Source organism: Mesorhizobium sp. LSJC269B00 (assembly GCF_000502815.1).
Classification (GTDB): domain Bacteria; phylum Pseudomonadota; class Alphaproteobacteria; order Rhizobiales; family Rhizobiaceae; genus Mesorhizobium.
Window position 1 is genome coordinate 350,261 of the sequence record NZ_AYVN01000005.1, and the last position, 26,095, is coordinate 376,355.

General features: G+C 61.4%; 27 protein-coding genes, 1 tRNA gene and 1 pseudogene. 11 read left to right on the forward strand and 18 right to left on the reverse strand.

What is annotated here, in order from left to right:
- Positions 1 to 6 precede the first annotated feature (6 nt).
- Together X771_RS150130 and X771_RS150125 are read right to left on the reverse strand one after the other, a co-directional pair.
- Positions 7 to 471: an SRPBCC family protein gene (locus tag X771_RS150130; protein ID WP_023688339.1), complete on the reverse strand. Its 465-nt coding sequence runs from the start codon at positions 469 to 471 to the stop codon at positions 7 to 9.
- Complete coding sequence (locus X771_RS150125; protein ID WP_023688340.1) at positions 468 to 788, reverse strand: helix-turn-helix domain-containing protein; 321 nt, start codon at positions 786 to 788, stop codon at positions 468 to 470. The genes X771_RS150130 and X771_RS150125 overlap by 4 nt, the downstream gene beginning before the upstream one ends.
- Positions 789 to 1,127: 339 nt before the next feature.
- On the opposite strand from X771_RS150125, the gene X771_RS14540 reads away from it, so the two are divergent.
- Positions 1,128 to 1,796: a flavodoxin family protein gene (locus tag X771_RS14540; protein ID WP_023688341.1), complete on the forward strand. Its 669-nt coding sequence runs from the start codon at positions 1,128 to 1,130 to the stop codon at positions 1,794 to 1,796.
- 54 nt (positions 1,797 to 1,850) lie between these two features.
- Here X771_RS14540 and X771_RS150120 read toward each other — a convergent pair whose 3' ends face one another.
- The 4 genes from X771_RS150120 to X771_RS150105 all read right to left on the reverse strand — a co-directional run bounded on the left by X771_RS150120 (position 1,851) and on the right by X771_RS150105 (position 4,815).
- On the reverse strand, positions 1,851 to 2,348 hold the full coding sequence (locus X771_RS150120) for an NUDIX hydrolase (protein WP_023667541.1): 498 nt from the start codon (positions 2,346 to 2,348) through the stop codon (positions 1,851 to 1,853).
- 206 nt (positions 2,349 to 2,554) lie between these two features.
- Entirely contained in the window at positions 2,555 to 3,055 is a 501-nt protein-coding gene (gene gpt, locus X771_RS150115) for a xanthine phosphoribosyltransferase (protein WP_023667540.1), read from the reverse strand.
- Between the two features lie 87 nt (positions 3,056 to 3,142).
- Positions 3,143 to 3,976 carry a universal stress protein gene (locus X771_RS150110; RefSeq protein ID WP_023681540.1) on the reverse strand — a complete coding sequence of 278 codons (834 nt, stop codon included), beginning with the start codon at positions 3,974 to 3,976 and terminating at the stop codon, positions 3,143 to 3,145.
- Positions 3,977 to 4,074: 98 nt separating this feature from the next.
- The gene (locus tag X771_RS150105; RefSeq protein ID WP_023681539.1) at positions 4,075 to 4,815 is read right to left on the reverse strand and encodes a competence/damage-inducible protein A; all 741 of its coding nucleotides are present in this window, start codon (positions 4,813 to 4,815) and stop codon (positions 4,075 to 4,077) included.
- A 175-nt stretch (positions 4,816 to 4,990) separates the two neighbouring features.
- Here X771_RS150105 and X771_RS14515 point away from each other — a divergent pair, with 175 nt between their 5' ends.
- Positions 4,991 to 5,989 carry an alpha/beta hydrolase gene (locus X771_RS14515; RefSeq protein ID WP_050587443.1) on the forward strand — a complete coding sequence of 333 codons (999 nt, stop codon included), beginning with the start codon at positions 4,991 to 4,993 and terminating at the stop codon, positions 5,987 to 5,989.
- A 65-nt stretch (positions 5,990 to 6,054) separates the two neighbouring features.
- On the forward strand, positions 6,055 to 6,327 hold the full coding sequence (locus tag X771_RS150100; RefSeq protein WP_023688343.1) for a hypothetical protein: 273 nt from the start codon (positions 6,055 to 6,057) through the stop codon (positions 6,325 to 6,327).
- 119 nt (positions 6,328 to 6,446) lie between these two features.
- Here X771_RS150100 and X771_RS150095 read toward each other — a convergent pair whose 3' ends face one another.
- The 4 genes from X771_RS150095 to X771_RS150080 form a co-directional block, all read right to left on the reverse strand.
- Positions 6,447 to 6,686: a DUF2188 domain-containing protein gene (locus tag X771_RS150095; RefSeq protein WP_023667535.1), complete on the reverse strand. Its 240-nt coding sequence runs from the start codon at positions 6,684 to 6,686 to the stop codon at positions 6,447 to 6,449.
- Positions 6,687 to 6,745: 59 nt separating this feature from the next.
- Positions 6,746 to 7,024 (reverse strand): DUF982 domain-containing protein, encoded by a 279-nt coding sequence (locus X771_RS150090; protein WP_032891817.1) that lies wholly within the window; start codon positions 7,022 to 7,024, stop codon positions 6,746 to 6,748.
- An 84-nt stretch (positions 7,025 to 7,108) separates the two neighbouring features.
- The gene (locus X771_RS150085; RefSeq protein ID WP_023688344.1) at positions 7,109 to 7,384 is read right to left on the reverse strand and encodes an SH3 domain-containing protein; all 276 of its coding nucleotides are present in this window, start codon (positions 7,382 to 7,384) and stop codon (positions 7,109 to 7,111) included.
- A 16-nt stretch (positions 7,385 to 7,400) separates the two neighbouring features.
- Positions 7,401 to 8,498 (reverse strand): NADH:flavin oxidoreductase/NADH oxidase, encoded by a 1,098-nt coding sequence (locus X771_RS150080; protein ID WP_023688345.1) that lies wholly within the window; start codon positions 8,496 to 8,498, stop codon positions 7,401 to 7,403.
- Positions 8,499 to 8,642: 144 nt separating this feature from the next.
- On the opposite strand from X771_RS150080, the gene X771_RS150075 reads away from it, so the two are divergent.
- Together X771_RS150075 and X771_RS150070 are read left to right on the forward strand one after the other, a co-directional pair.
- Complete coding sequence (locus X771_RS150075) at positions 8,643 to 9,221, forward strand: NUDIX domain-containing protein (protein WP_023688346.1); 579 nt, start codon at positions 8,643 to 8,645, stop codon at positions 9,219 to 9,221.
- A gap of 88 nt (positions 9,222 to 9,309) precedes the next feature.
- On the forward strand, positions 9,310 to 10,281 hold the full coding sequence (locus X771_RS150070; protein ID WP_023688347.1) for an ATP-grasp fold amidoligase family protein: 972 nt from the start codon (positions 9,310 to 9,312) through the stop codon (positions 10,279 to 10,281).
- 279 nt (positions 10,282 to 10,560) lie between these two features.
- On the opposite strand, the gene X771_RS1000000168160 is transcribed toward X771_RS150070, so the two are convergent.
- Both X771_RS1000000168160 and X771_RS150065 read right to left on the reverse strand, forming a co-directional pair.
- Positions 10,561 to 10,749, reverse strand: a complete 189-nt coding sequence (locus tag X771_RS1000000168160; RefSeq protein ID WP_023688348.1) for a hypothetical protein — start codon at positions 10,747 to 10,749, stop codon at positions 10,561 to 10,563.
- 724 nt (positions 10,750 to 11,473) lie between these two features.
- Positions 11,474 to 11,695 carry a hypothetical protein gene (locus X771_RS150065; RefSeq protein ID WP_023681532.1) on the reverse strand — a complete coding sequence of 74 codons (222 nt, stop codon included), beginning with the start codon at positions 11,693 to 11,695 and terminating at the stop codon, positions 11,474 to 11,476.
- 86 nt (positions 11,696 to 11,781) lie between these two features.
- On the opposite strand from X771_RS150065, the gene X771_RS150060 reads away from it, so the two are divergent.
- A complete protein-coding gene (locus X771_RS150060) occupies positions 11,782 to 12,645 on the forward strand; it encodes an ATP-dependent DNA ligase (protein WP_023688351.1) in 864 nt (287 codons plus the stop codon).
- A 1,035-nt stretch (positions 12,646 to 13,680) separates the two neighbouring features.
- Here the strand turns inward: X771_RS150060 and X771_RS150050 are convergent.
- Positions 13,681 to 13,872 carry a hypothetical protein gene (locus tag X771_RS150050; RefSeq protein WP_023688354.1) on the reverse strand — a complete coding sequence of 64 codons (192 nt, stop codon included), beginning with the start codon at positions 13,870 to 13,872 and terminating at the stop codon, positions 13,681 to 13,683.
- A 1,535-nt stretch (positions 13,873 to 15,407) separates the two neighbouring features.
- Here X771_RS150050 and X771_RS150045 point away from each other — a divergent pair.
- Positions 15,408 to 15,492: transfer RNA gene (locus X771_RS150045), tRNA-Leu, on the forward strand.
- 247 nt (positions 15,493 to 15,739) lie between these two features.
- The gene (locus X771_RS150035; protein WP_198025830.1) at positions 15,740 to 16,123 is read left to right on the forward strand and encodes a hypothetical protein; all 384 of its coding nucleotides are present in this window, start codon (positions 15,740 to 15,742) and stop codon (positions 16,121 to 16,123) included.
- Positions 16,124 to 16,520: 397 nt separating this feature from the next.
- On the opposite strand, the gene X771_RS150030 is transcribed toward X771_RS150035, so the two are convergent.
- Positions 16,521 to 17,183: an outer membrane protein gene (locus X771_RS150030; protein WP_023688356.1), complete on the reverse strand. Its 663-nt coding sequence runs from the start codon at positions 17,181 to 17,183 to the stop codon at positions 16,521 to 16,523.
- Positions 17,184 to 17,311: 128 nt separating this feature from the next.
- Positions 17,312 to 18,163 (reverse strand): annotated as a pseudogene (locus X771_RS01000000165035) (alpha/beta hydrolase).
- Positions 18,164 to 18,426: 263 nt separating this feature from the next.
- Here X771_RS01000000165035 and ade point away from each other — a divergent pair.
- On the forward strand, positions 18,427 to 20,238 hold the full coding sequence (gene ade / locus X771_RS150025) for an adenine deaminase (RefSeq protein WP_023688357.1): 1,812 nt from the start codon (positions 18,427 to 18,429) through the stop codon (positions 20,236 to 20,238).
- A gap of 22 nt (positions 20,239 to 20,260) precedes the next feature.
- On the opposite strand, the gene X771_RS150020 is transcribed toward ade, so the two are convergent.
- From X771_RS150020 to X771_RS150010, 3 genes are all read right to left on the reverse strand, one after another.
- A complete protein-coding gene (locus X771_RS150020; RefSeq protein ID WP_031202707.1) occupies positions 20,261 to 21,424 on the reverse strand; it encodes an alpha/beta hydrolase in 1,164 nt (387 codons plus the stop codon).
- A gap of 133 nt (positions 21,425 to 21,557) precedes the next feature.
- Entirely contained in the window at positions 21,558 to 22,631 is a 1,074-nt protein-coding gene (locus tag X771_RS150015; protein ID WP_023688359.1) for an alpha/beta hydrolase, read from the reverse strand.
- 100 nt (positions 22,632 to 22,731) lie between these two features.
- Positions 22,732 to 24,135: an aminopeptidase P family N-terminal domain-containing protein gene (locus X771_RS150010; RefSeq protein WP_031202709.1), complete on the reverse strand. Its 1,404-nt coding sequence runs from the start codon at positions 24,133 to 24,135 to the stop codon at positions 22,732 to 22,734.
- 124 nt (positions 24,136 to 24,259) lie between these two features.
- On the opposite strand from X771_RS150010, the gene ilvA reads away from it, so the two are divergent.
- Entirely contained in the window at positions 24,260 to 25,516 is a 1,257-nt protein-coding gene (gene ilvA / locus X771_RS150005; RefSeq protein ID WP_023688361.1) for a threonine ammonia-lyase IlvA, read from the forward strand.
- Positions 25,513 to 26,091 carry a DUF1697 domain-containing protein gene (locus X771_RS150000; RefSeq protein ID WP_023688362.1) on the forward strand — a complete coding sequence of 193 codons (579 nt, stop codon included), beginning with the start codon at positions 25,513 to 25,515 and terminating at the stop codon, positions 26,089 to 26,091. Before ilvA ends, X771_RS150000 begins: the two co-directional genes overlap by 4 nt.
- The last annotated feature ends 4 nt before the right edge of the window (positions 26,092 to 26,095 follow it).

Sequence of the window (26,095 nt, forward strand, 5' to 3'; positions counted from 1 at the left end):
GGTGCTTCAGGCCGATTTCGGCTTGGCGAACAGGTCGATGCCTGTGCCGGTTTCGAGGAAGGATTTCATGCTGGACAGCACGGCCGGCCAACCCTGGCTGATGCCTTTGGCCATGCCGCTCCCGGCTTCGAGCTCGTCATGGCTGACGGTCAGCTTGACCATGGTGTCGTATTCCTCGATGGCGAACGTCACCTGGCTGTGCTTGGTCGGATCGTCGGCCTGCGAGGCGTTGGCCCAGCTCATGACCAGCCGGGTTGGCGGCGAGATTTCGACGACCTTGCCAACGAGTTCGACGGTCCGTTCGTCATTGGCGCGGATGTGTTCCCATTTCGAGCCGGGCTTCCAGTCGGAGACGTTTTCGTGGCCCCAGTAGCGCTTGGCGATATCGGGCCTGGTGATGGCTTCGAACACCTTTTGTGGCGTCGATCTGATGTAGGTCACGTAGACAAAACTGGTGGTTTCCCGGGTCATTGGTCGTCTCCTTCGAGTTCTTGTTTCAGGTCGTGCAGCAGGCTCAGCCGCTGCCGTTCGAATTTTCGCACCCACCGCTCGTAGACTTCGTGCAGCGGCACGGGGTTGATGAAATGCAGCTTCTCTCGGCCACGCTTGACCGTGCTGATCAGATTGGCCGCCTCCAGAAGATCGATGTGCTGGGTCGCGGATTGCCTTGCCATGTCGAGGTTTTGGCAAAGCTCGCCGAGCGTCTGGCCGTTCTTCTCACACAGAAGATCGAGCAGCCTTCTCCGGGTCGGGTCGCCCAGCGCTTTGAAAACCTTGTCGGCGTCCATCGGTCTCACTCATCTTGAAGACACAATATGCAGGTAAATACCTGCATGTCAAGCCGCAACCAATCGTAACCTGAAAGGGGAGGGTCTGTCCGATTGTACGACAAGTCGCGAACTTCAACGGCTGCTTCCGTTAGACTCTGCCCAAGAGCTCATTTCGTTTGGGGTAAAGGGCCATGGCTGGGGATTTGGGGATGGCTTTGGTGTCACGTATCGGGAGTGATCCGGAGAATTCAGCCGTAAAGAGCAGTATCGTCGACTTTGAAGCCATCGTTGGGGATACTCAAAACTTCGCCCGTGCCGTTCGGCATCGAGCTGACACGCCTTACTAGGGATTCTCACATGGACAAAGCGACGACCATCATTGGAATAGACTGCAGCCCGCGCGCGTCCAGTAACTCAGGGCGGATGCTCGGCGAGGTTCTTCGCTCGCTGGAGAGAGAGCGGCGGGTGAAGGTCGTGGAACAGGTGCGCCTGGCCGATGAGCGTATCGACTGTCTCGGGTGCGAGCAGTGTTATCAAACGTTCGGATACCACTGCGACGGGATCGATCGTGTTCTGTCACTCATGAAAGAGTCGGACGTGATTCTGATGGCTACTCCCACCTGCTTCGGAATGCCGCCGGCCCTGGGCGTCGTCTTGCTCGACAGATCCGATCCCCTGTGGCGCGACGGACAACAGCTCAAAGGAAAACTCGGAGCGGTCATCGTCAACGGCGCCAGCGATCCCGCGGACGATCCGAGTGTGCGCCAATGCGCGGACAACATGGTCAAGCTTTTCGAACAGCACAGATGCCTTGTGTCCAGCCGGTCCATTTGGGGGGAACGCTCGCGTATCCCGAGCAACGGTTTCCGGACCCGCTCCCCGCCGGGACGGCAGGCGTTCTCGAGCAATTGGCTGACGAGATCCGGCAGTGGGTCGGGGGCAGGTGATACCGGCACATCTCTTGTCGTCGATGTCGGATGGAGTCGGATCAATGGGCGCTGCGGGCGATACGTCGAATGGTATTGATGGGCAAGACCTGCGGGCGCATGGGAATGTGGCGCGGTCGCTGCGGAGTTGTGACTAGGCTCTAACGACGAACTTGTCGGGATCGGCGCAGAAATGGGCGATGATCTGGCAGAGGTCCGGCTCGTTGACCATGCGTACGGCCTCGGCCCCATTGACCCATTTGCGGGTGCGCGCGCGCTTTTCCTTCCAGCGGTCGGCAACGTGCTCGACCTGCAGCGGAAACACCAGCACTTCGCAAGGGACTTCCTCGCCGGACGCGAGGGCCTTGGCGTAGAAGTAACGACCGGCCTCGAAAAGCGAAATCTTGCCACGCAATCCGGCTTCCTCGCCCGCCTCGCGTGCCGCTGCCTCGCAGAGCGGCTCCCTGGCCTCGGGCCAGCCCTTCGGCAGCACCCAACGCCCGGTGTCTCGGCTGGTGATCAGCATGATCTCGACGCCGTCTTCGTTATTGCGCCATGGCAAAGCGGCAACCTGCAGGCGACAAGGCGAAGTGCCGAAGAGCTTGCGGACCCTTTCAGCCAGATGGTCGTGTGTCGCCGGTGTCGTCAGCATCAGTGAAAGCTACCCCAGCCCTCAGAATCGTTAGCCGCCGTATGAATCTTACCGACAAGTGTAAGTCTTAAAAGTAAAAAACATCACACCAACCGTCCAATCCGCCAGCAGGCGTCGATTCGACAGAATAATGTGCCTTCCAGTGTCTGTTTTCATAGCAGACGGGGCGGGTTTGGCCGTCTGGGCAGAAATGGGGCTGGCGCGAATCAGCCGGCGTGATCGTCGGCGATCGGCTTCTGGTAGGTGAAACCCATGTCCCAGGGAAAGTAGATCCAGGTGTCCTGGCTGACTTCGGTGATGAAGGTGTCGACCAGCGGCCGGCCTTTCGGCTTGGCGTAGACGGTGGCGAAATGCGCCTTGGGCATCATGGCGCGCACGATGCCTGCCGTCTTGCCGGTGTCTGTGAGGTCGTCGATGATCAGCACGCCCGCGCCATCATCGGCGAGCAGCGCCGGCGTGATCTCCTTCAGCACCTGCAATTGCCCCTGGCTGGTGTAGTCGTGATAGGAGGCGACGCAGACCGTCTCGATGACGCGTATGCCGAGTTCGCGTGAGATGATGGCAGCGGGAACCAGGCCCCCACGGGTGATGCAGACGATGGCCTTCCACTGACCCTTGTTGGCGCCGGCAAGCCGCCAGGCGAGCGCCCGGGCATCGCGGTGGAACTGGTCCCAGGAGACCGGAAAGGCTTTTTCGGGAAGGGACATTCTGCACTCCGCGCGCAACATTGTGGAATGCGCGCGGAATTAACTGGAAAGTCAGGGCATTGGCAAGGGCGGGGCTAGTCTGTGGAGTTACCGCGACAAAAAGGCCGCAACCGGCACGCTGCGCAACACGGTGCGCGTGACGCCGCCGAACAAAAGCTGACGCAGCCAGGAATGGCTGTAGGCGCCGAGCACCAGAAGGTCGGCTCCGGTCTCGGCGATCCGGGTCTGGATGACGTCATCGACCGAAGCATTACCCGATTTCTGCACCGACACGCTGACCGTTGCGCCATGCCTGGAGAGTGCCGCGGCGATCTCGGCGCCGGCGGCTTCCGGGTTGTCATCCAGCGTATCCGGCGGATCGATGACCAGAATGTCGGTCTTTTCGGCCTCGATGATGAAGGGCAGCGCGTCGAAGGCGGCACGCGCCGCCTCCTTGCTGCCGTTCCAGGCCAGCAGCACATGTTTGAATGTGGTGACCAACGGCCCCTCATGCGGCACCACCAGCACTGGCCGGCCGGCATCGTAAACCAGCGTGTCGACATCGGCGCTCGTGTCGCCCCCGGTCTCGCGCTGCGCGGCAATAATCAGATCGGCGGCGCGCACGCTGGAAATACCCGTCAGCGCGCTGTCGCCGGAAAAGCTCTCGAGGCTGCGCCATTCGAAGGAAAGGCCGGAATTCTCGATCCGCCCAACGAAAAGCGCCTGCAATTTCTCGGCGCGCTCGCGGTTCATGTCGGCGGAGACCTGCAGGAACTCAGTGTCGGGGAAGCCGGTTGCCGAGGTGTAGGGAACGGGCAGCGCTTCGGCATGGATGCCGATGAGATGGCTCTCGAACCGGTCGGCAAGCGGGATGGCGCAGTCGAGCACGCGTTCGGCGTCCTGTTCGTTCTGCAATATGGCGACGATGGTCTTGAAGCGCATGCGAAATCCCTCAAATCTGCCAGCGCGTGCTGCGCCCGAGGGAAAACGTGGGAGTGCGGTGCTTGGTTCCGGCCCGGCGATGGTCCGCGAACCCAGGGTCAATTGGCGGCGGTGAAGCCGGCCACCATCGCCTCGACGTCCTTGCGTGCCGAATCCAGCGCCTCCTGGCTGCGGGCGCGGACCACCAGCTCCGTCCAGAATTTGCCGTCGCCATATTTCGGATAGGAGCCGATGATGGTGTCGGGATGCGCCTTCTGGATGTCGCCCAGGGGACCGCCGATCAGGCCTTCGCCGAACGGGCAATGGACGGTGGCCGACAGCATCTTGGTGCCGGCCTTCAGCGTCGGCACGACATTGTCGAGCATGGCCTGGAAAATCGCCGGCACGCCGGCCATGACATGGACGTTGCCGATGCGAAAGCCGGGCGCGACGGAGACCGGATTGTCGATATGGTCGGCGCCGCGCGGCATGCGCGCCATGCGCTTGCGGGCCTCGGTGTATTCGATGCCGCGCGCGGCATAGCTCTCGCCCAGCATGGCATAGGCCTTGGCGTCGTATTCGCACGGCACCCCAAAAGCCTTGGAAACGGAATCGGCGGTGATGTCGTCATGCGTCGGGCCGATGCCACCGGTGGTAAAGACATAGGTGTAGCGGGCGCGTACGGCATTCACCGCAGCGACAATCTCGTCCTCCTCGTCGGGAACGATGCGCACTTCCTTCAGGTCGATGCCGATGGCCGTCATGATGTCGGCGAGGTGGCCGATATTTTTATCCTTGGTTCGGCCGGACAGAATCTCGTCGCCGATGACAAGCATGGCGGCAGTGACGATTTCAGGCATGGAAGGCTCCGGCAAACAGGCCCGTTGGCAGACAAGGTCGCCTGAGGCAGAAAGAAGGTCGCCTGAGATAGCGCGCCATCGAACTGGCGGCAATGCCGACACAAGCCGCCATCTGCCTTGCCGAGCGTTCGTCAGTGGGTGATGGTGCGCGCCGGTCCGCTTCCCGGGTGAAAACATGCTGGTATCGATTCTGCTTTGGCTTGTCGCCGGCCTGTCCGTGCTGGCTCTCGTCATCGTGGCCTGTCTGGTGGCCGCTACGCTCTGGATTGCCGCCAAGGCCGAAAGGCTGGTGCCGGCCAGCGGAAACTTCGTCGAGATCGACGGCAGCCGCATCCATTATGTCGAAACGGGCGAGGGACGGCCGATCCTGTTCGTGCACGGACTTGGCGCGCAGCTCCACCAGTTTCGCCACACGCTGTTTGAGCGCTTTGGCCCTGGCTACCGCCTCATTGCACTCGACCGGCCGGGATCGGGCTATTCTGTTCGCGCGCGAGGAGCCACCGGCCGTCTGCCTGAACAGGTCGAGATCATCAGGCGCTTCATCGAAACACTCGGGCTGGAAAGGCCGCTCGTGGTCGGGCACTCGCTGGGGGGCGCCGTCGCGCTGACCCTGGCCTTGGAGCATCCCGGCGCGATTTCCGGCATCGCTTTGCTGGCGCCGCTGACGCATCTGGAAGCCGGCGCCCGCGAGAAAGCGGGCCTGCTCTATATCCGTTCGCGGCTTTGGCGCTGGATCATGGCCTACACCGTCGCGATACCGACAAGCCTCAGATATGCGCGGCAGACACTGGAGTTCATCTTCGCGCCGCAGGCCGTTCCCGCCGACTACATGATCGATGGCGGCGGATGGCTCGGGCTGAGGCCAAGCCATTTCCATGCAACCTCCACCGATTTCGTAGCGGTCGAACAGGATCTTGGCCGCATCGAAGAGCGCTATGAAGAGATCGCCATGCCGGCCGGCATTTTCTTCGGGACAGCCGATCGCGTCATCGCCATGCGCATACATGGGGAGCCGATGAAGGACAGGATCGAAGGGCTCGATTTCGAGACGGTCGAAGGCCTCGGCCACATGCCGCAATTCGTCGAGCCGGACCGCGTCATCGCCTTCATCAAGCGCATTGCCGAGCGGACATTCGCCGGCCAAGACCTCACAGCCTCACAACAATTTCACTGAACCATTCGGCTGATATCCGGTTTTACCCCGTGTCGCACCCAAGGCGGCGGATACGGAGTAATTCAATGTACAGGAAAGTTTTTGCAGCATCCGTGCTGACGATCGGTCTTGCCACATCGGCGATGGCGCAGTCATCGGACAGCACGTATTCCAACCATCACAGCTGGTGGCCGTTCGGGAACGAGCAGTCATCGACCGTCGACCAGAGCACCACCGGCAGCATCAATGCCGACGGCAGCCAAGGCTATGGCGGCGCTACGGGGCCGTGCGCCTCCGACCCGTCAGGACCCTATGGAAATGTGAGGCCCAACGTGAACGATCAATATTGCGGCAAGTGATCAAGCCGCGGCTTCGACTGACCGGCAGGATGTCCCGCCTGTTTGTTTTGACACGCAATTCCCAAGGGAATTGCTTAGGCGAGCATCCATGGCCGGCAGCGAAAGCTGAGGGGCAAGGATCAGTCGGAAACTTCGGTCTGCGGCCGGTCGCGGCCGTCGGCCAGTTCGTCGTGCCACTTGCCTTCGGCATCCTCATACTGGATGCCGTCCGTGGCGCCGGCGATCTGCTGTTCGGCCGAGGCGATCTCGGCGGCGCGCAGCGCATCCTGGTGGGTCGGGAATGTCTCCGAGAATGTCGAACCGACCTTGTAGGCCCAGCCCCCGTCATGCTCGACGATCTTGTAAGTCAGCTTCGCCATGAAATCCTCCGGTTCGTCCGTCCGCTCAATGCGGCCCGTTATTCAATGCTATCTGGGCTTCAATGCAACTTGGCGTCTGGCAGCCGGTCTTCGGGAACCAGCACTTCCGATTCCTTGGCCGCTTCGATCAAAGCCCTGCGTGCATCGGCCGTCGAACGATAACCTTCCAGCACTTTGAGGCAAGTGTCGAGAGCATCACGATGGCGCGGGCCGCGATTGAGCGGCCACACCGTCATCAGGCACTCTGCCGCTTCCTGGGTGCTGCGGATCTGGCGATATTTGCCGACATGGCCGAGTTCGACCACGACCGGGGTTTCAAAAGGTTTGTTATCCATGATGGCCGCAACGCAAAGCAGCCAATATGGTTGCAAAAATGGCCGTCAGCCTGCGCCCAAACGTCTCACCAACCGCAATCGTTGGTCTCAGTAACCGCAGTCGTTGCGCAGCCAGTGGGCGTTGGCCCAGCCGGTCCGTCCGCCGATTTCGACCTGGTACCAGTTGCCCCGGCGGTCGAAAATCTCGGTGTGGTCGCCATTGAACAATTGCCCGATCATGCGCGACGACGAGTTCGGCCGCGCCCGCACGGCGAGAAACCCGCTGCCGGTATCGAGATCGTAGTGCCTGGACAGGCCGTGCACCGTGCCTTCGCAATATTGCGCGCCGACCGGAGACGACGCGGCGAACGACAGCGCAACCACCGTCGGCGCAGCCTGTTCAGCCCCTCATCCAGTGCTGCATCGTGGTCACCGAGCGGGCGAGCTGTGGCGCGGGATGGATTTTCTCGCTGAAGGTGGCGGCGGCGCGCCAGCCCCAGCGCGGATCGGCGAGGAAGGCGCGGGCCAGCGCGACCATGTCGGCGCGGCCGTCGGCGACGATCGCCTCTGCCTGCGAGGGATCGTCGATCAGGCCGACAGCCCGTGTCGGGATGCCGGCGCTCTTGCGCACCGCTTCGGCCAGATGCACCTGATAGCCGGCGCCGGTCGGCAGCTTCTGCAACGGCGAATTGCCGCCGCTCGAACAGCAGATATAGGCAACATTAAGCGCCTTCAAGGCTTTGGCCACCTCGATCGCCTCGTCGACCTCGAAGCCGCCATCGACCCAGTCCTTCACCGACAGGCGGGCGCCAAGCATCAGGTTTGGAACTGCCTTCCTCACCGATTTGGCGATCTCGATGAGGAAACGCATGCGGTTTTCCAGCGAGCCGCCCCAGCTGTCGGTGCGCTGGTTGGAAAGCGGCGACAGGAACTGGAAGATCAGATAGCCGTGCGCGGCGTGCAGTTCGAGGAAGTCGAAGCCGGCGCGCTCGGCCCGCCTTGCGGCTTGAGTGAAGCGCTCGATGAGCTGCAGGATTTCATCCTCCTCCAGCGCATGCGGCACATTCCAGCCGGTGTCATAGGCGATGGCCGAGGCCGAGACGGTCTGCCAGGGATCCTCGCCCGGCTGCAATGGGCCGCCACCTTCCCAGGGCTTTCGGTTGGAGGCCTTGCGGCCCGCATGAGCAAGCTGAATGCCGAATTTCGTTTCCGGCGCGGCGACGCGCCTCGCTGCATCCAGCGTGCGCCGGGCGGCCGCCTCGTTGTCGTCGGAATAGAGGCCGAGGCAGCCATGGGTGATGCGGCCGCGCCGTTCGACGTCGGTCATCTCGACGGTGACCATGCCGGCGCCCGACATCGCCAGGTTCATCCAGTGATAGAGATGCCAGTCGCTGGCCGAGCCGTCTTCGGCGGAATACTGGCACATCGGCGCCACCGCGATACGATTCGGAAAGGTCAGGCCATCGAGGGCGATCGGCTGGAAAAGCGCTGCGGTCATCAAAAAAACTCCGGAGAGGGACTGCAGCTATTTAGGCGATGGCAGTTGCCGGCACCAGACACGAGGCGGTGAAAGCTTCGCCGTTTCGGTTGCGCGCAAAACCGTTCGCGGTTACGCCATGGCGCCGACAGCTTGGAGCTCATCATGGAAGATCGTATCCGCATCCGCTCGGAGGAAGTCCTGTCCGACGACTGGGCGGTTCTGAAGAAGACCGTCCTCGATTACCGCCGGCGCGACGGGCAGTGGGAGACGCAGATTCGCCAGACCTACGATCGTGGCGACGGCGCGGTGATCCTGCCTTTCGATCCCGAGCGTCAGACGGTGCTTCTGGTGCGGCAGTTCCGCTACCCCGCCTACGTCACCGGCCACCGCGAACCGCTGATCGAGGCCTGCGCCGGCCTGCTCGACAAAAACGATCCCGAAACCGCCATCCTCAAGGAGGCCGAGGAAGAGCTCGGCTATCGCCTACAGAACATCGAGCGGCTGTTTTCCCCCTATATGAGCCCGGGCAGCGTCACCGAACGGCTGTGGTTCTTCGTGGCGCGCTATTCACCCGCCGACCGCATCTCGGCCGGCGGCGGCGCGGCCGACGAGGGCGAGGACATCGAGGTTCTGGAAATGCGGCTTGATGAAGCGCTGGCCGGCATTTCAGACGGCCGCATCATCGATGCCAAGACGATCATCCTGATCCAGCATTTGAAACTGTACCCGATGAAGGGCTAGCTCGGCGAAGCTCGACGTGCCTCACTGCTGCGGGCAGGGTGGCCGTCCACTTCGCGGATGAAGTTGCGCAAGTTGCAAGGACACCGGAATGGCGCGTGGCGCAAAGGCATGGCTGAAGCGAAACAGCGCGCGGGCATCTCTCCTGTTGCTGAACGCCGCGCTGCTTGTCCGCTATCGCCGGTTGACCCAGCGTTTCCTTGAGCGAATGCGGCATCTGCCGAATTTTGCAGCCCCGGTGACGTTCACGGAAAAGGTCCACTGGCGCAAGATTTTCGATGACGATCCTCGCTTTATCGGCCTTCTCGACAAGCTCAAGTCCAAGGAAATCGTCAGGGAGCGGCTTCCCGGGCTCGCCATCCCGGAGGTGCTGTGGCAGGGCGACGATCCGCGCCAGATCCCCTTCGATGACCTGAAAATCCCATACGCCGTCAAATGCAACCACGGTTGCGCCATGAATGTCATCGTTCGCGATCCGGCCAACGCCGACCGGGAGGCGATCATTGCCGAGATGACGGAATACCTTGGCCAAACCTATGGCGCCCGCAAGCTGGAGCGCAGCTATGCGCACATAGAGCGGCGGGTTTTCGTCGAAGCGCTTGTCGGCAAGGACCAGGATTATGACCCGGTCGACTACAAATTCTGTGTGCTGGCTGGCCGCGTCGCCTACATCGTCGTCGTCGCCTTCCGTTCCACGGCCAAGAATACCGCCCACCTGGATCGCGATTGGCGCCCGCTGAACATTGCCCAGGGCGCGATCGACTCGAGCCTGGAAATTCCCCCTCCCAAGAGCCTGGCGCGGATGATCGAGGCAGCCGAGGCGCTCGGCAGCGAGTTCGACATGGTGCGTGTCGATTTCTACGAGGAGGAGGGGGAGCCGATCTTCGGAGAATTCACGGTCTACCCACGCAGCGGCTTGCTGCAATTCGACCCGGCTGTCTTCGACAGCGAACTGGGCGCGCATTGGGATATTGGCGCGTCAGGTTACCTCAGCCGTTTGCCCAGCCGATTTGCCCAACGGTACAAGGCAATGCTCGTCGCCGCCGGCTATCTCGACGTTTGAGATGGCTGCCTTGGTGGCGTGCTACCCGAAGCTCGAAGAGCGAAGGGTGGTGCGGAGAACCCATACGATTAGAGATCGAGGGAAACTGATAGCTCAGCAGGTCAATAGCCGTGATTTCGAAGTGCTGCCTCAACTGAGCCGTAGCGTTCATAGCGACGCCGCAGTCTTCGTCGAGCAAGTTTTCGGCGCGCTTCCTGCTGCGACTCGGCCGATTACCGCTAAGGTTACCGGCAAGCTCTCCCACGTCCCGACTGGGTCGAGATCATTTGAAGAACTCTTTCAGCTTGTTGAGTCGACTGTCGCCAGAGGCCTTCCGGCCTTCAGGACACGCCGCCTCGCCGATCGTATCCTGCTGGATAAAGCGAGGTTCTCAGCCACCATTTTCTCGCTGAGTACCAGCGCGAACTCGGTCTGTTTGATGCGCTGCTGAGCATCAGCGAGTTGCATCGTGAAAAGATCGGTTGCCATTGTTGATCCGGGATCCGCGAGATTCATGATTGCGTAACACATGGCGGCCGAAATCGTTCCTAGTTGTCGGGCGAAACCGGTGCCGCAAAGGGCGGCTGAGTTTGAACTTCCCACCCGACCAGACGTCCGCGAGCGCCAAGGCATCGAGCGCCCAGTGATCGGAGGGCCACTACGAGCGGGCGCAACCCGACCACTTAAGTGATCAGCCTCGCTACAGCCTTGACAGGTACAGTCGCGGCCTCATCAAGGGGAGGTATCAATGGTCTCGGCGATTGGAAACCAACATCGGCAGGCAGCTGAAACTCGACCGAAACCCGCAAAGACAGAACCGGGCGAAGGATTTGCGCCAGGCAAAAGCGCAGACAGCGTAGGACATCGCGCCAAGGCAATGGCGGCAGAAAGTGGCGACATGGATTCTGGCGCCCAGGGGCGCGCCGCATCGACAATCGCCAGGATGGATATCACCGTTTTGGCTCCACAGAGCGAAGAGCCGCCTTTGGAGTAGCCCGGGCGGCCGTGCCGCTGCCTCGGTCCTTGTGCAGCACAACGCGCGCTGGCTACGCTCGGTGGACATCGTCGTCTCGAAACACTTCGGGCGTTGCACTGCCGCGAACCGCCTTCGCTGCTGGTCGAGGGGCTGTAACCCTTGGTGAGGCCGGCATCGCCTCGCCGGTCGTTGCGAGCCCACGATCGCGCGGCCAAGCGACCTTCCCTGTGTCGGTCTCTATTTGATACTAGGGGACGGCGGTTTCATCACGGGCAATTGCAGCTGGTCAATGGTTGCGACGATGCCGGCGGCAATGGCTTCCGCCTCATGGATTAGTTCCGGACCATAGAGCCCATTGACCATCTCTTCGCTCGGCAGCACGCCAGGCGGACAGTGCTCTTCCATTGTGCGCCGGATGAGCGTCAGCGCTGCCCGGCATTGGTCGGCTTCGATCTTCATAGCCCTTCAAACATCCAATTCGTCTAAAATGTTCCGGAACTAATTTAGCAATTGCTAATTGAAGTCGCAGTTCTGAGAGTCAGTGCATGCGTCTGAAATTCATCAAGCCCATGGAACCCGAACTGGTCGACACGCCGCCGATGGGCGATGATTGGATTCATGAGATCAAATTCGATGGCTACCGCACCCAGGTCATCAAGGATGATGAAGGGATTCGGCTGATCACCAAGAACGGTTATGATTGGACGGGCCGCTACATCCAACTTGCCGGTGAGGCGGAAGCGATCGAGGCGAAAGACTTCATCATCGACGGCGAGACCATTACGATCAATGAGGCTGGCCTATCCGACTTCCATGCGCATCAATTAGCCGCGACCAGCCGCAAGCCGTCGCGCGATCTGTATCTGCTAGCATTCGACCTCTTGCACCTGAACGGGCATGACTTGCGGAACACGCCGGTGGAAGACCGTCGCGAGATACTCCGGGCGTTGATCCCGGACGGCGGCCGAATTCAGTTCAGCGAAGCGATGCCGGGCACTGGCGACGCCGTCTTTTACCTGGTCGACCAGGCTGGGCTTGAAGGTATCGTTTCAAAGCGGAAGGGCAGCAAGTATCGGTCGGGTCCGACGACGAACTGGCGCAAGATCAAGTGCTATGCCGAAAAGGAGATGGACATCATCGGCGTGCAGCGCGAGCCCGGCAAGCCTGCCATGGTGCTGATGGCCGACAAAGGCCACTATGCCGGCGGCGCCTTCGTCACCTTCAAGGCGGACAAGCGCCAGCGCCTATGGGACCGCGTGCAAGGCAAGATTGGCGGGCCGGCGCCGAAAGGGCTCAAAAGTGACAAGGCCGAATGGCTAAAGCCGGGCCTGGTCGGCCGCGTGCGGTTCCTGAAGGGCGAGGAGAAGCTTCGCCATGCCAAGCTGCTGGATTTCCGGGAGGAGACTTAGCCCGGAGGCTTGTCCCGGGGCTGTGCCGGTCCTGTCCCGTTCCACTGGATGAACTTCGCCCTCTGGCCGGTGATGGTCTCGATCGACTTCAACAGGGGTCCATGGACCTTACGTAGAGCTTGGTAGTGCTCACCGCAGTACGCCAGGAGCGGCCCGACGATGCTCTTGTGCAGCGCTTCGGCTGCCGCCACTGCCTGACAAGAGGGCTCGCCGGCCTTACCCCGCAGATAGCAGTAGGGCGACGGCGCCAAGCGCAGCCATCAGGAGCAACCACCAGCAAAGATGAGCAACGGCAGGCCCGGCGACCTCCTTTGGCACACGGGACAAACAAGAAGGTCGCCGAGCCTTACCGGCGCTGCTTTGTGAGGGAGACGACGCCGGATGAGATGAGAGTATGCGATCGTGCTAATCTCTGCGAACCATGCGAACGAAAGGAAAGCCTTGTGGCACCGACGTTGAGATCAAGGTCGGGCGGGGCGCTGATCGCTGCGGCAGGATTCTTCCAAAGCGGTAGTGAGTCCAGAGCGGAACATTAGCGTCGGCTAACGGTTAATTCGGCAGTGTTCCGAACCGTGATTGGTAGAGCGATGGTGACGTTTCATCTTGTCTATTTTTCCGGCCTGACGGCAGACCAGCTGCTAGGCAGCGCCGTTTCTATCCTGGCGTGTTTGCTGCTTTATAACGCTCTGGCTTCGGACGCCTGACTGATAGGTCGGCCAGCGGCCCGGCATCCTTGGCAGCCGGCGATTGCGATCCCGATGCCAACTTCAAGACCTGTCACGAGGCCAAAGACAAGCTTGCCGACGAAATCAATCGCGAGGGCCGGACAGGACGCCACACGTCCAGGCAGGGCTCTCTGAGGGCATTGGCGATGCCCCTTGCCTCAAGGTGGCGAGCTTTTTCGTTAATAGGCCTCCGCGCTGGGCAATCTGTTCCGAGAGCTTCTGTGATGCCTCTATGACGCGGCAAACCTTGGAAAAGGTTTCCGTGGCAGGACCGGGGTACGATTCTAACCAACTAGGGCTGTATAGGCCACTAGCGCCCGACGATCCGGCTAATCATGTCGTCGTCAGGTGCGCTGTCGGTGAATTCCCGTAGGAGCGCCTTCGCGTGGTCTACCCAATGCTCTTCAGCCAGGTTCAGCTCCCGAACGGATCTCCTGAAGGTCTCGCACACCACTTCGAAATCGAAGGCGTCAATGCTGTAGCCTTCCTCGTCATGGTCCATCGGCCGCCTCCCCCAATGGGGGAAACTGTACGGAATCGTACGAAGCAAGTGCAAGGGCATTCAAAAGCAATTGGCTGATGCCGCCCGATCGTTCCACAATGTGTTGCTAATATGCAGCACCGACTGAATCTCCGATCAGCGGCACTTGTGGTTGGTTCCAACAGCTGCACGTTGACGGCAAGATGCCAAAGCCAACGATATGCGGGCGACGAAGATGGACAAGCGACAAAACACAAGAAATGTTGAGTTGGTCGGTCTTCTGGCCGTGCCGTTGTCAGTTCTAATCACGCTGCTGATAGCTGGAATGATCCTTTGCTGAAATGTTTGAGTGGCAAAAGGCTGGGGCGGCGGGCTTTCCCCTTTGAAAGAAGTCACCATGTCCCAATCCGTCGAACCCCCGATATTGCCAGAGGATAGCCCAGACCGTGAGGTGAACTGTGAAGTCGCATTAGAAGCCGCGTTTGCGGCCTTGGTGACTGCGTCAGAAGCGCAAGGTTGGACGCCACAGGAAACGGCTGCAACTCTTCTTAAAATCGCGACGGAGCATGCCCACCGGGTTGAGGCCGCTGCGGCCCCAGCCGGCTCCCGTTCTGCGGCCACATCCTGATCTCATAATGACCGTCAAGGCCGGACGACGGGTATTTCTCATGTCGGCCTTCATTGTAAGTTCCGGTACTTCGGAAGGCATCCTCGATGTCGACATGCTCCATAGCGTATGAAGAGCTACCAGCACGCTTGTAATATTGCTTTTGATCGCTGCGATGTGGTCGACGTTCCGACCGTGGCACGTCGATGACTATGAACTCGGCGTTTTGGTCGGCATTCGATGCAAATCCAGCGACACGGACCGTCGTTTTTCGGATGCAGTAGATCCCCAACTGCCGAGCTTACGACCGAAGGGGCTACTTTCCAGTTCGGGATTGGCTCAGCGCAGTTGCGCAGTCAGCCCCGTCACTGTTCTTACGGCAGCCAATACCGAACACCAAAACACGACCGGCCGAATTGATGAAGGCTGACAGTGCTTTTGCCAACGCCGCCCGACCATCCTTAGTTGGTTGTTCGTGAGGTGTGAAAGCGGGCCCCTGTTTCCCCGACCGCAGGTGTCTTGAAGTCTAGCTAGGCTTTTCCTGCATCTCGGCCTCAACTGCTCATTTAGCAGAGCTTCCCTATGAGCGACGAAGTCTTGAAAATCCAGCAAGGCAGTTCCCGGCTTTGTATCCCGGCTGCCCCTGCGGCTACCCGCGTCAGCCTGTTCTATGGTAGCCAGTGAGTTCGTACGGAACGATCCTAAGCATTTCAACTGGTGCGGACGACGGGAATCGAACCCGTACGATCAGAGATCGAGGGATTTAAAGTCTCTTTTTCTGCGTGTTTCTCGCTCAATAGCCTGAAAACCAGGACGTCGAGCTGATGGTGAGTCTGGTTTTCTCCCACATTTGAGGGAAATCCCACGATATTTCCCACGCAATCAAGTGTGCGAGCATGCTCCCTCGCTCTTTGCAAAATCCCACACCACGGGTACATGTGCGGGCACTGCGGGCGTGGTGAAATTGGTATACACACCGGACTTAAAATCCGGAGGCTTCGGCCATGCGGGTTCAAGTCCCGCCGCCCGCACCATGCTTCGAGCATGCTCCCTCGCTCTTTGCAAAATCCCACACCACGGGTACATGTGCAGGCACTACGGGCGTGGTGAAATTGGTATACACCGGACTTAAAATCCGGAGGCCTCGGCCATGCGGGTTCAAGTCCCGCCGCCGGCACCATGCTTCCCATAGGATCGCATCACGGTACGGAGGCAATTTTAAACATGGTTAGGCGACCATCTAAAAAACCAGCGAAAAAGATCTCAGCCGGACCGCTCAGCTTGGCGCTGCGATTGGATGCCATGGGCGTAACCGCATACATGACCAAAGCTGCAATTGAGGACCTCATCAAAGAGCTAGTCAGGATTAGCGCGTCCGATCCGGAGGAACTCCACGATGTGCATCTTGCGATGCACTTCGGCGGCTGGACGCCCTCAGGCGAATATATCGCGCCGAGTTTCCGCCATCACCATGGGCTTGGATCAATCCTGACCAAACTGCGCAACGAGCAACTGAAGGATGGCATGACGGAGGCGGAAATCGAACGCGGCATTACGCCAGATGAGGCTTATCGGGCTTTCGATATCACCATCATGCATGTGTCCCCCGAGGTGGTTCAGCGCGTGGCCATCGAAAATGAAATGGCCGAAAAGCAGCAGTACTGACCAGCCGTAGGAAATCTAAATTATGGTGTTTCCGGTTTGATTTCGGACACCGTCGGCCACTCGTTGGCAGAGCAAATGTATTCGCATTTGCCGCACCTTATCTTGGCTCTCTCGTCATGGATATCTTCGCCCGCTTCAAGGTCGAAGCCGGGATTTCCGCACTTTGGGCAAACTCCGTAACCGATACGTTCAACAACCCTAACCCACGCCATCCCTTGCTCCAGTTGACGGCAAATTTTAAGTCCCTTGCGTCTACCAATTCCGTCCGCAGGCCTGCCCTTTTCAGACGCCAGCGAAAACCCGTGAAGCCATCTTTTGCCGAGTGTCGGACTCATGAAAGGTGTTTCGCGATTTCAAAACAATTGGTTGTGGCGAAAATCTCAGTCGCCGAGAACGCTCAGAATTTGTAGCTGAGATTGATACCAACCGCGTTCAGTTTCACATCCTGATCGCGATCGTTGAAGGGTTCCGCCACGTCATAGTGCTCGGAGCCGAAATCATAATAGCGATATTGCGCGCCGACGATGAATTTGTCGGTCAGCGCATAGTCAACGCCGGCGCCCAAGGTCCAGCCGACATTCGTGCGTGTGCCGGCGAACGACGCGCCCGCGACTTGCGAAGTTTCGATGCCGGCAAAGGCGACGCCGCCGACGCCGTAGACCAGCACGCGGTCCATGGCGAAGCCCGCTTTGGCGTTTACAGATCCGAACCACTTGATGTCCGTGCGGAATGTGCTTCCAAGGCCTGATACCGCCGTACCGTCGACGGCGGAATAATTGAGCTCCGCCTCGGCGCCGAGCACCGCCTGATCGAACTGCCACAGGCCGGCGACATGGCCGCCGACGAAACCGCCGTCAATGTCGGGCGAGATGGAAAACGGCGCGCCTTCCGTCACTGATATGTCGGACCGGCCCCAGCCGTAGCCGGCCTGCAGGCCGGCATAGTAGCCGGTCCAGTCGAAGCCTGGTTCGGTCATCGGCACCGCCATCGGGTCGGCGGCGAATGCCGGCGCGGCCAGAGCAATCAGAAATCCGGCACTGGCAATGGTCAGACAGCGCATCGAGTTCTCCGAAAAGGCGGTTCAGAAGGCGCCTTGCCGGAAGGTAATCCTATTCGCCGCAAAACGGAACCCATTGTTCAACAATCGGAATGTACCCGTTGCTGTGCTGGGTGCTCTAGCTGGGGGCGCTATTTGGCGTCAATGAAGTCCAGCGCCGCATGGCTATATTCGTCCGGCGCCTGCAGCATGGCGAAATGACTGGCGTTGGGGCAGGATGATGAGCTTGGCGCCCGGAATGACGGAGGCCATGTATTCGGTGTGTTCGCGCTTGATCGCCTCGTCATGGTCGCCGGCAACGATCGCGGTCGGCGTGGTTATCTTGCCGAGCTGTTCCTTGGTCCAGGCCGGCTCCGACTCCCACATGTGGCTGATCTGCGCCACGAAGGCATCGTACTGGTCGGGAGTCTTCGACAGTTTCTTGTAGTCGCGGCCCGAGCGGTCGATATAGGCGGCAAAGGTCTTGTTGGTCAGCACACCCGGATCGACGCCATCGGTGGTGACGTTGGCGGCCTGCGCAAAGAGCCGTGTCAGCCGCTCCGGATGATGCAGCGCGATGTCGATGCCGATAATGCCCCCGTCGCTCCAGCCGACAAGAGCGGTCTTGTCGATCTTGAGATAGTCGAGCAGCGCAAGATAGTCCGACGCCATGAGGTCATAGCCGTAAGCTTGCTCGGTGCGGGTAGAACGGCCATGGCCGCGGCTGTCGGCAATGATCACCTTGTGCGTCTTGGACATCGTCGCCACCTGGCTTGCCCAGATGTCGCCATGGCCAGGCCGCCATGGATCAGGAGAATCGGATCACCGGCGCCGAAAACGGCATAGTACATCTGGATGCCGTTGACCGGCGCATACCCGCTCTGATCCGGTTTGGGCATCGCCGCCGGCTCCGGCAAGGTCTGCCAACGTTCCTCGGCGGATACAAAGCCGGCCGAGATCAGGAACAGGGTGACGAAGGCGAGTGCTTTCAGGAACCGGATCATGACTTCACCTCAGGAGGTTTCGGGCTCATCACAACAAAAACCCGCCTCGCGGCGGGTCGTCGGCGCAAATCAGCACCATAGCCAGAATGGTAGCATAAGTGGCGGCACAAGCCAAACTGAATGACCGCACCGCTGATGCCTGCCCTCGGGGGTGAGCAGGTGCGGCGCATCCGCCCCGGGCGAATTCTCATCGACGGATTTCGTCCGTGATCGCTGGCCAAAACCTTGCCGGCTTGGCACAGTCGGGCAAACAGGAGTCTTTCATGGCCAAGCAGCCGTCGGCGACGAAACCCAAGCCCTGGACCGAGATGGCGACGCATCTGGTCGACGTCGCAACGGGGCGCAAGCCGGCCGACCTCGTCATCCGAAACGGCCGCTGGGTGAACGTGCATTCCGGCGAAATCATAGCCGGCACCGACATCGCAATCTCAGGCGGCCGCTTCGCCTATTGCGGGCCGAATGCCAGCCATGCCATCGGCCAGGGCACCAAGGTGGTCGATGCCGGCGGCCGCTATCTCGTGCCCGGCCTGTGCGACGCGCATATGCATGTCGAGAGCGGCATGGTGACGGTGACCGAGTTCTGCCGCGCCGTCATCCCGCACGGCACCACCTCCATGTTCATCGATCCGCACGAGATCGCCAATGTGCTGGGTCTGCCCGGCGTGCGGCTGATGCATGACGAGGCCGTCGCCATGCCGATCAACATCCATGTCCAGATGCCGTCCTGCGTGCCGTCCGCGCCGGGTCTGGAGCATGCCGGGGCCGAACTGACGGTCGCCGATGTCACCGAGGCGATGACCTGGGAAAACATAATCGGGCTCGGCGAAGTGATGAATTTTCCCGGTGTCGTGGCCAACGATCCGGTGATGTCGGGCGAGATCGCCGCAACGATCAAGGCCGGCAAGACGGTCGGCGGCCACTATGCGTCGCGCGATCTCGGCCTGCCGTTCCATGGCTATGTCGCCGGCGGGCCGGAGGACGACCATGAAGGCACGCGCGCCGAGGACGCGATCGCCCGCGTGCGCCAGGGCATGAAGGCAATGCTGCGGCTGGGCTCGGCCTGGTACGATGTTGCCTCGCAGATCAAGGCGGTGACCGAGAGCGGGCTCGACCCGCGCAACTTCATCCTGTGCACCGACGACAGCCATTCCGGCACGCTGGTGCATGAAGGCCATATGGACCGGGTGGTGCGCCACGCCATCCAACAGGGATTGAAGCCGGTGACGGCGATCCAGATGGCGACGCTGAATACCGCCCAGCATTTCAAGCTGGAGCGCGAGATCGGCTCGATCGCGCCGGGACGGCTGGCCGATCTGCTGATCGTCTCCGATCTCGCCGCCATGACCATCGACGAGGTCTATGGCCGCGGCGTCAGGCTGGCCAAGGGCGGCAAGCTCGAGATCGACATTCCGGCCTATGATTACCCCAAATCGGCGAAGAACACCGTCAAGCTCGGCAAGAAGCTGAAGCCAGGCGACTTCGACATTGCGGCGCCCAAGGGCGCCAACGAGGTGCGGGTGCGGGTCATCGGCGTGATCGAAAACCAGGCGCCGACGCGGGCGCTGGAGGCCGACCTGCCGGTCGAGGACGGGCTGGTCGCCATGGACCGCCGCAACGACATCTGCCAGATCGCGCTGGTCGAGCGCCACCGCGGCACCGGCGGCGTCACCAATGCCTTCGTCTCAGGCTTCGGCTATATGGGCGACTGCGCCATGGCGTCGAGCGTCGCACATGATGCCCACCACATCATCTGCGTCGGCACCAACAAGGAAGACATGGCCCTGGCCGTCAACCGGCTGGGCGAGGTCGGCGGGGGCGTGGTGCTGTTTTCGAAGGGCAAGGAGCTTGCGCTGGTCGAAATGCCGATCGCCGGGCTGATGTCGGACGAGCGGGCGGAAATCGTGGCGGCCAAGGCGGAGAAACTGACCGAGGCGATGCGCAAGATGGGCTGCTCGCTCAACAACGCCTACATGCAGCACTCGCTGCTGGCGCTGGTCGTCATTCCGGAGCTCAGGATTTCCGATGTCGGCCTGATCGACGTGACGACGTTCCGGAACGTCGGTTTGTTTATCTGAGATCAGCCCCGGTGCTTGGCTCTCATCCGCCGGTGGCGATGGTCAGCACCTTGAATGGCGTGGTGATGATGATCTCGGCGACGGATCCGACTGCCTTGCCGAGGCCTCGGCCGAGATTGTCGATCTGGCCCTGCGTGGGTTCGTCCGATGCCAGGCCGGCTGGAGCGCGCAGACGGTCGCCGAGCAATTGCACCAGGAACGGGTTGTCGGCGAATTTGGCGTGGTTCAGGCGGTCGCCGCCCTTGATCTGGCTGAGGTCGGCCACAACGACGCCGTAACTGGCAATGTCGGCGGCGTTGCCGTAGTCGCCGACGCGCGGCTTGTCGCCGGATAGCAGGCTGGACAGTCTCAGAGCACGGTCGTCGGCGGAAAGCAGGATGACGAACGGCCTGTCGGGCTTGCCGTAGCGGATCATCTGCTTCTTGAAGACGTCGACATCGATATCGGGCGATGCCAGGACGACACGGCCGAGCTTGCCGTCGAGATCGCGGTCGCCGGTGATGGCGAGCTGGCGCAGCGCTTCCATCGTCACCCAGGTTCCCATCGAATGCGCGATGATGTCGATGCTCTTGACCTTTGTCTTGGCGAGCATCCTGAGCGTCGCCTCGAGGTCGTCGCGCGCGGCGTTGGCGCTGTCCTTGTCGTAGATATAGCCCGTGGTCTTGCCGCTCGAAGCCCACGAAAACAAGATCGGCGTACCCGGATATTCGGTGTCGTGGGCGATCTGCGTCAGCCGGTAGACCCCATCGTCGAAGCCGTTGTTGAAGCCGTGGACGAAGACCAGCGCGCGGTCGCCATTCATGGCGATGTTGGCGCCGACGGCCTTGGCGAATTGCGAGGCGTCGCCATAGTGGACGACGTCGGTGGCGGTGAATTGCTTGGCCGGGTTCGAATTTGCCGAGCCCTTGGCGCGCTCGATGGCGCCGACCTGGTGGACCTTCGGCACGGTGACGTCGACGCGGGCGTAGCTGGTGGTCAGCGAGCGATCGCCATCGAACACCTGGCGTGGGTCCTTGGTCGCCTGCTTGCGGGTGGTGGCGACGAAGATTTCGTGGGTGGCCGCGATGTCGGAGGCAGGCACCGAAACCGTCGTCTCGTTCAACAGGTCATGGGTGTTCGGGCCGACGCAGCCGGCGGCAGCGAGCGCGAACGCAAGGACCAGGACAGTCTTCCAACGCTCGTTCACGCGGGCTCCCGCTGGCGCATTGGCGCCGATTTCAATGTCGTAGAGGCAGAGACCGGCCCGGTCCAGTTGAAAGTGATCGGGCCGAGCGGCATTCGCGACCTCACGCAGCGACGGTCGCCGCAAGGCGACAGCCTTATTGTCCGAGCGCGCTGATACGGTCGGTCACCGTCTGGTCGCTGGCAAAGCCGTCATCCTCGCGCAGCCGCTGGCCGATCATCTTCACCAGTTCGGGATTGTCGGCGAATTTGGTGTGGTTGAAGCTGTCGCCTCCCCTGACCTTGGAGAGGTCGACCACGGTGACGCCATAAGCGGCGAGGTCGGCGGCATCCTTGTAGTCGCCGACGCGTGGCCGCGAGCCGGCGATCAGGCCTGAGAGCCGCAGCGCCCGGTCGTCGTCGGAGAGCAGCAGGATGAACGGCTTGTCCGGCTTGCCGTAGCGGCGCATCTGGCTCTTGAAGACGTCGACGTCGATGTCGGGAGAGGCCAGCACGACATCGCCGAGCTTGCCGCCGAGATCGCGGTCGCCGGTGATGGCCATCTGGCGCAGCGTTTCCATGGTCACCCAGGTTCCGAGCGAGTGGGCGACGATGTCGATGCGCCGCGCGCCGGACTGCTGCAGCATGCGCAATGTCACCTCCAGCTGATCGCGGGCGGCGCTGGCGCTTTCCTTGTCATAGACATAGTCGGTGGTTCTGGCGCCCGATGCCCAGGAAAACAGCACCGGCGTGCCGGGATAGCCGGAATCGTGGACGATCTGGGTCAGGCGGTAGACCGCGTCGTCGAAGCCGGTGTTGTAGCCATGCACGAAGACCATGACGCGGCCGCCGCGCGCGGCGATGTCGGCGTTGAGCGCGCTTGAGAATTGAGGCTGCGCATCGTAGCCGACGACCTCGGAAGCCATGAAGTATTTCGCCGGGTCGTTCGACTTGCCGCGCGAGCGGCGCTCGATCTGGCCGGTCTGGTGGACGCCGGGAACGGTGACGGTGACGCGGGCGTAGTTCAGCGTCGCCGAGCGTTCGCCGTCGAAAACTTTGTTGGGATCGTCTGATTTCTTGCGTGTGGTGGCAATGAAGATCGAGTGATTGCCCGAGATTTCGGTCACCGGCGTGGACATGACGGCGCTGCCGAGCAGTTCCTCGGTTTTGCGGCCGCCGCAGCCGGCGATCAACAGGGCAAGTGCAAGAATGCAAATCGTCTTCAAACGCACGTCAAAAATTCCACTCCGGCCAAAAGGCCCATATACCCCCGCGGCACCTCCCGGACAGTGAGAGTGCGGCAGAAGTAAGTCGTGTCCAGCCGAAATGTGGTCAGCGTCGAGCCACGGTCATCGCACTGTTGCGCGAAAGCCAGAATGGCGGCAGGAACGCAGGGATGTTGGAGAAGGGCAATACCTCGGGCTTGAGCCTGATGCCGAGCACATCGCCCATGAAGGCGCGGCGCGCCTCGATGCGGCGCCATGCCTCGGGATAGCGGGCCGCGATCTCCTCGCGCAGGGACTCATCGGCAAGCGCGATACCGTCTTCGATGTTGGTGGTGAAATAGCTGGTTCCGGTCGCCGGAATGATGTCGACCTGCAGCGCCATGACCGATTGCAGCTTGATGTCCGAGCCGGAAAACACCGGCGAATGCATCCATTCGTCGATATGGACGAGATGGCCGGGATTGAGCGAGACGCCGAAGAACGGGTCGCCTATGCGGTCGTGCACGGCTTTCCAAAGCGCTCCGCCGGCAACGCCTATGCCGATGGTCTCGTACCAGTCGACGACGGCGGCGAAATAGGGCGCTACCAGCTGTTCGACATAGTCGCTTATCTCGCGCGGCAGTTCGGCCGCGCTCTCGACCAGGAAGCCGGCGCGGGCGTTGAGCGAGCCCTGGATGCCATAGGCCATGGTGACGGGATCGCCGCGCTTGATGATGTCGAGGCGCGGGCTAGGCAAGCCGTAGGGCGCACGCCTGCCGGCGGACAGCATCGGGTGGCAGCACAGGGGCAGGCCGTTGATCCCCATCAGCCGCGCGGCCTGCAATTCGCTCATGCCGGGCTCAATATTCCCAAGCACGTTGCGCAGGCCCTGCGAGGAAAAGGTCGCGGCGAATTCGAAGGACGCCAATTGGTCTGCCTCGTTGATGGCGCGTAGGCCGTCGGATGGGTTCATCAACAGGTTGGCGGCGTTGACCACCGCGCCTCTGTCGCCGGCCAGTGTGCGCAGCGTATCGGCGATGAAGGACGGCAGGTCGAGCGTCGTCTCGCCAACGCCGCCATCGCCGGGCCCGAACGGCTTCCAGCCGATGGCGCCGATCTTCTGGCCGGCTTTCAGGCCGCAGGCGGCAAGAGTGTCGGCAAGTGAGGCGGAGCGGTCGCGTGGCTGCGCCGGCAGCGAGAAGGTCTGGTAAAGGACGCGCTCGTAAGGCCCGTCGCAGATTTCGGCATAGCCCCAACCCTCATTGCCGACGAGAAGCTTTGGCTGGCTGCCGGGAACGATGACCAGCAGCGTCTCCTCGAAACGCGGATCGTAACCACTGAGATAGGCGACATTGGCCGCGTGCTCGCGGTCGCCATAGACGGCGAAGGCGTCGAGCCCGGCCTCGGCGCCGCGCGCCAGCAGAGCCTCGATGCGCGCTTCGTAGGTCCGCCGCTGAACTAGCGGCATCACTGTTGGCTCGCCGAATTCAGGAAGGTCTACGGTCTTCAGGGCGACAGCCGAAACAGGCATGAGGATGGCTCCAGTGGATTTCCTGCTGGCGCGCCAAAGCGGCCGCGCCGCATCGGTGGCTGCAAACGGCGAATTGTGCAATAGGCTTCGCCTTCGAACCATTCGATCCAGAGGTGACGGCGCCATGAACAGTTTCTCCTTCCGTGTCGCCACCGCCGCAGCCGCGATCCGCGAGATCTTTCCCGAAACGCCGCTGCAGGAAAACGACTATTTGTCGAAGAAGACGGGGGCTCGGGTGCTGTTGAAGCGCGAGGATCTTTCGCCGGTGCGCTCCTACAAGATCCGCGGCGCCTTCAACTTTTTCCGCAAGGCGCTGGCCGCAGGCAACGAGGCCGAGCTGTTCGTCTGCGCCTCGGCCGGCAACCATGCGCAAGGCTTTGCCTTCGTCTGCCGCCATTTCGGCAAGAAGGGCGTGGTCTTCATGCCGGTGACGACGCCGCAGCAAAAGATCGACAAGACGCGGCTGTTCGGCGGCGATTTCGTCGAGATCAGGCTGGTCGGCGACTTCTTCGACGACTGCTACCGCGCCGCCTTCGAATTCACCGAAAGTTCCGGCGCGCATATGGTGCCGCCCTTCGACCACAAGGACATTATCGAGGGGCAGGCGACGGTCGCCTATGAGATCGCCGGCCAGATGCCGGGCGCGCGCATGCCCGACATCATCATGCTGCCGGTCGGCGGCGGTGGCCTGGCCGCGGGGGTGACGCACTATTTCGCCGATCAGCAACGTGACGCGCGCTACGTCTTTTGCGAACCGGCCGGTGCGCCGAGCCTGCATCAGAGCCTGGCCGGCGGCAAGCGCGTCCGGCTCGCCAATGTCGACAATTTCGTCGACGGCGCGGCGGTGGCCGAGATCGGCCGCGAGCCGTTGCGCCACCTCAAGGAGTTCGCCGCTCAGGCGGTGCGGCTGATCCCTGAGAACCGGCTCTGCGCCACCATGATCGAGATGCTCAACATCGAAGGTGTGGTGCTGGAGCCGGCCGGTGCCTTGGCGATCGACGCGTTGAAGGATTTTTCGCGCAAGGAAATCCGCGGCAAGACCATCGTCGCGGTGGTGTCGGGCGGCAATTTCGATTTCGAGCGGCTGCCCGACGTGAAGGAGCGGGCGCTGCGCTTCGAGGGGCTGAAGAAATATTTTATCATCCGCTTTCCGCAGCGGCCGGGCGCGCTGCGCGACTTCCTCGAACTGCTCGGTCCCGACGACGACATCGCGCGCTTCGAATATCTGAAGAAATCGGCGCGCAATTTCGGCTCTGTGCTTATTGGCATCGAAACCAAAGACCGGCGAAACTTCGATTTGCTGAGGGCGAATTTCGAGGCCGAGGGCGTGCACTATCAGGACATCACCGACAACGAGACCCTGGCCGGGTTCATCATATGAGCGGTACAGCCTGCCACCCGAAGCTCGAAGAGCGAAGGGTGGTCTTCGTCGCGCTGTTTTCCGGCATCAACGTCGGCGGCAACCGCATCGTCAAGATGGCGGAGTTGCGAGCGTTTTTCGAAGAGTTCGGTTTCTCGGACGTCGCCAGCTATGTACAGAGCGGCAATGTCGTGTTCCGGGCCAGGAAGGGCGACGCCGCCACGCTGGCGAAACAGATCGAAATGGCGTTCGAGAAAAAATGGGGCTTTCACTCGCGCATCATGGTGCGCGATCTCTCCTGGTTCGAACGGTTGGTGAAGGAGAATCCTTATCCGGAAGTCGCCGGCGATCCGACCAAGCTTCACGCCTACACGCTGGAGCGCCAGCCGACGGCGGACGAGATCGCCAGGCTTGCCGAAAAATGCACCGGCCCGGAAAGCTTCGAGGTCAGGGACGACGTGCTCTACCTCAAGGCGCCGGACGGGCTCGGCAAATCGGTGTTCGCCGGGCTGATCCCGCGCGTGCTGAAAGTGCCCGGCACCGCGCGCAACTGGCGCTCGGTGCTGGCGCTGCTGCAGATGGCGCGTTCGCTTTGAATCG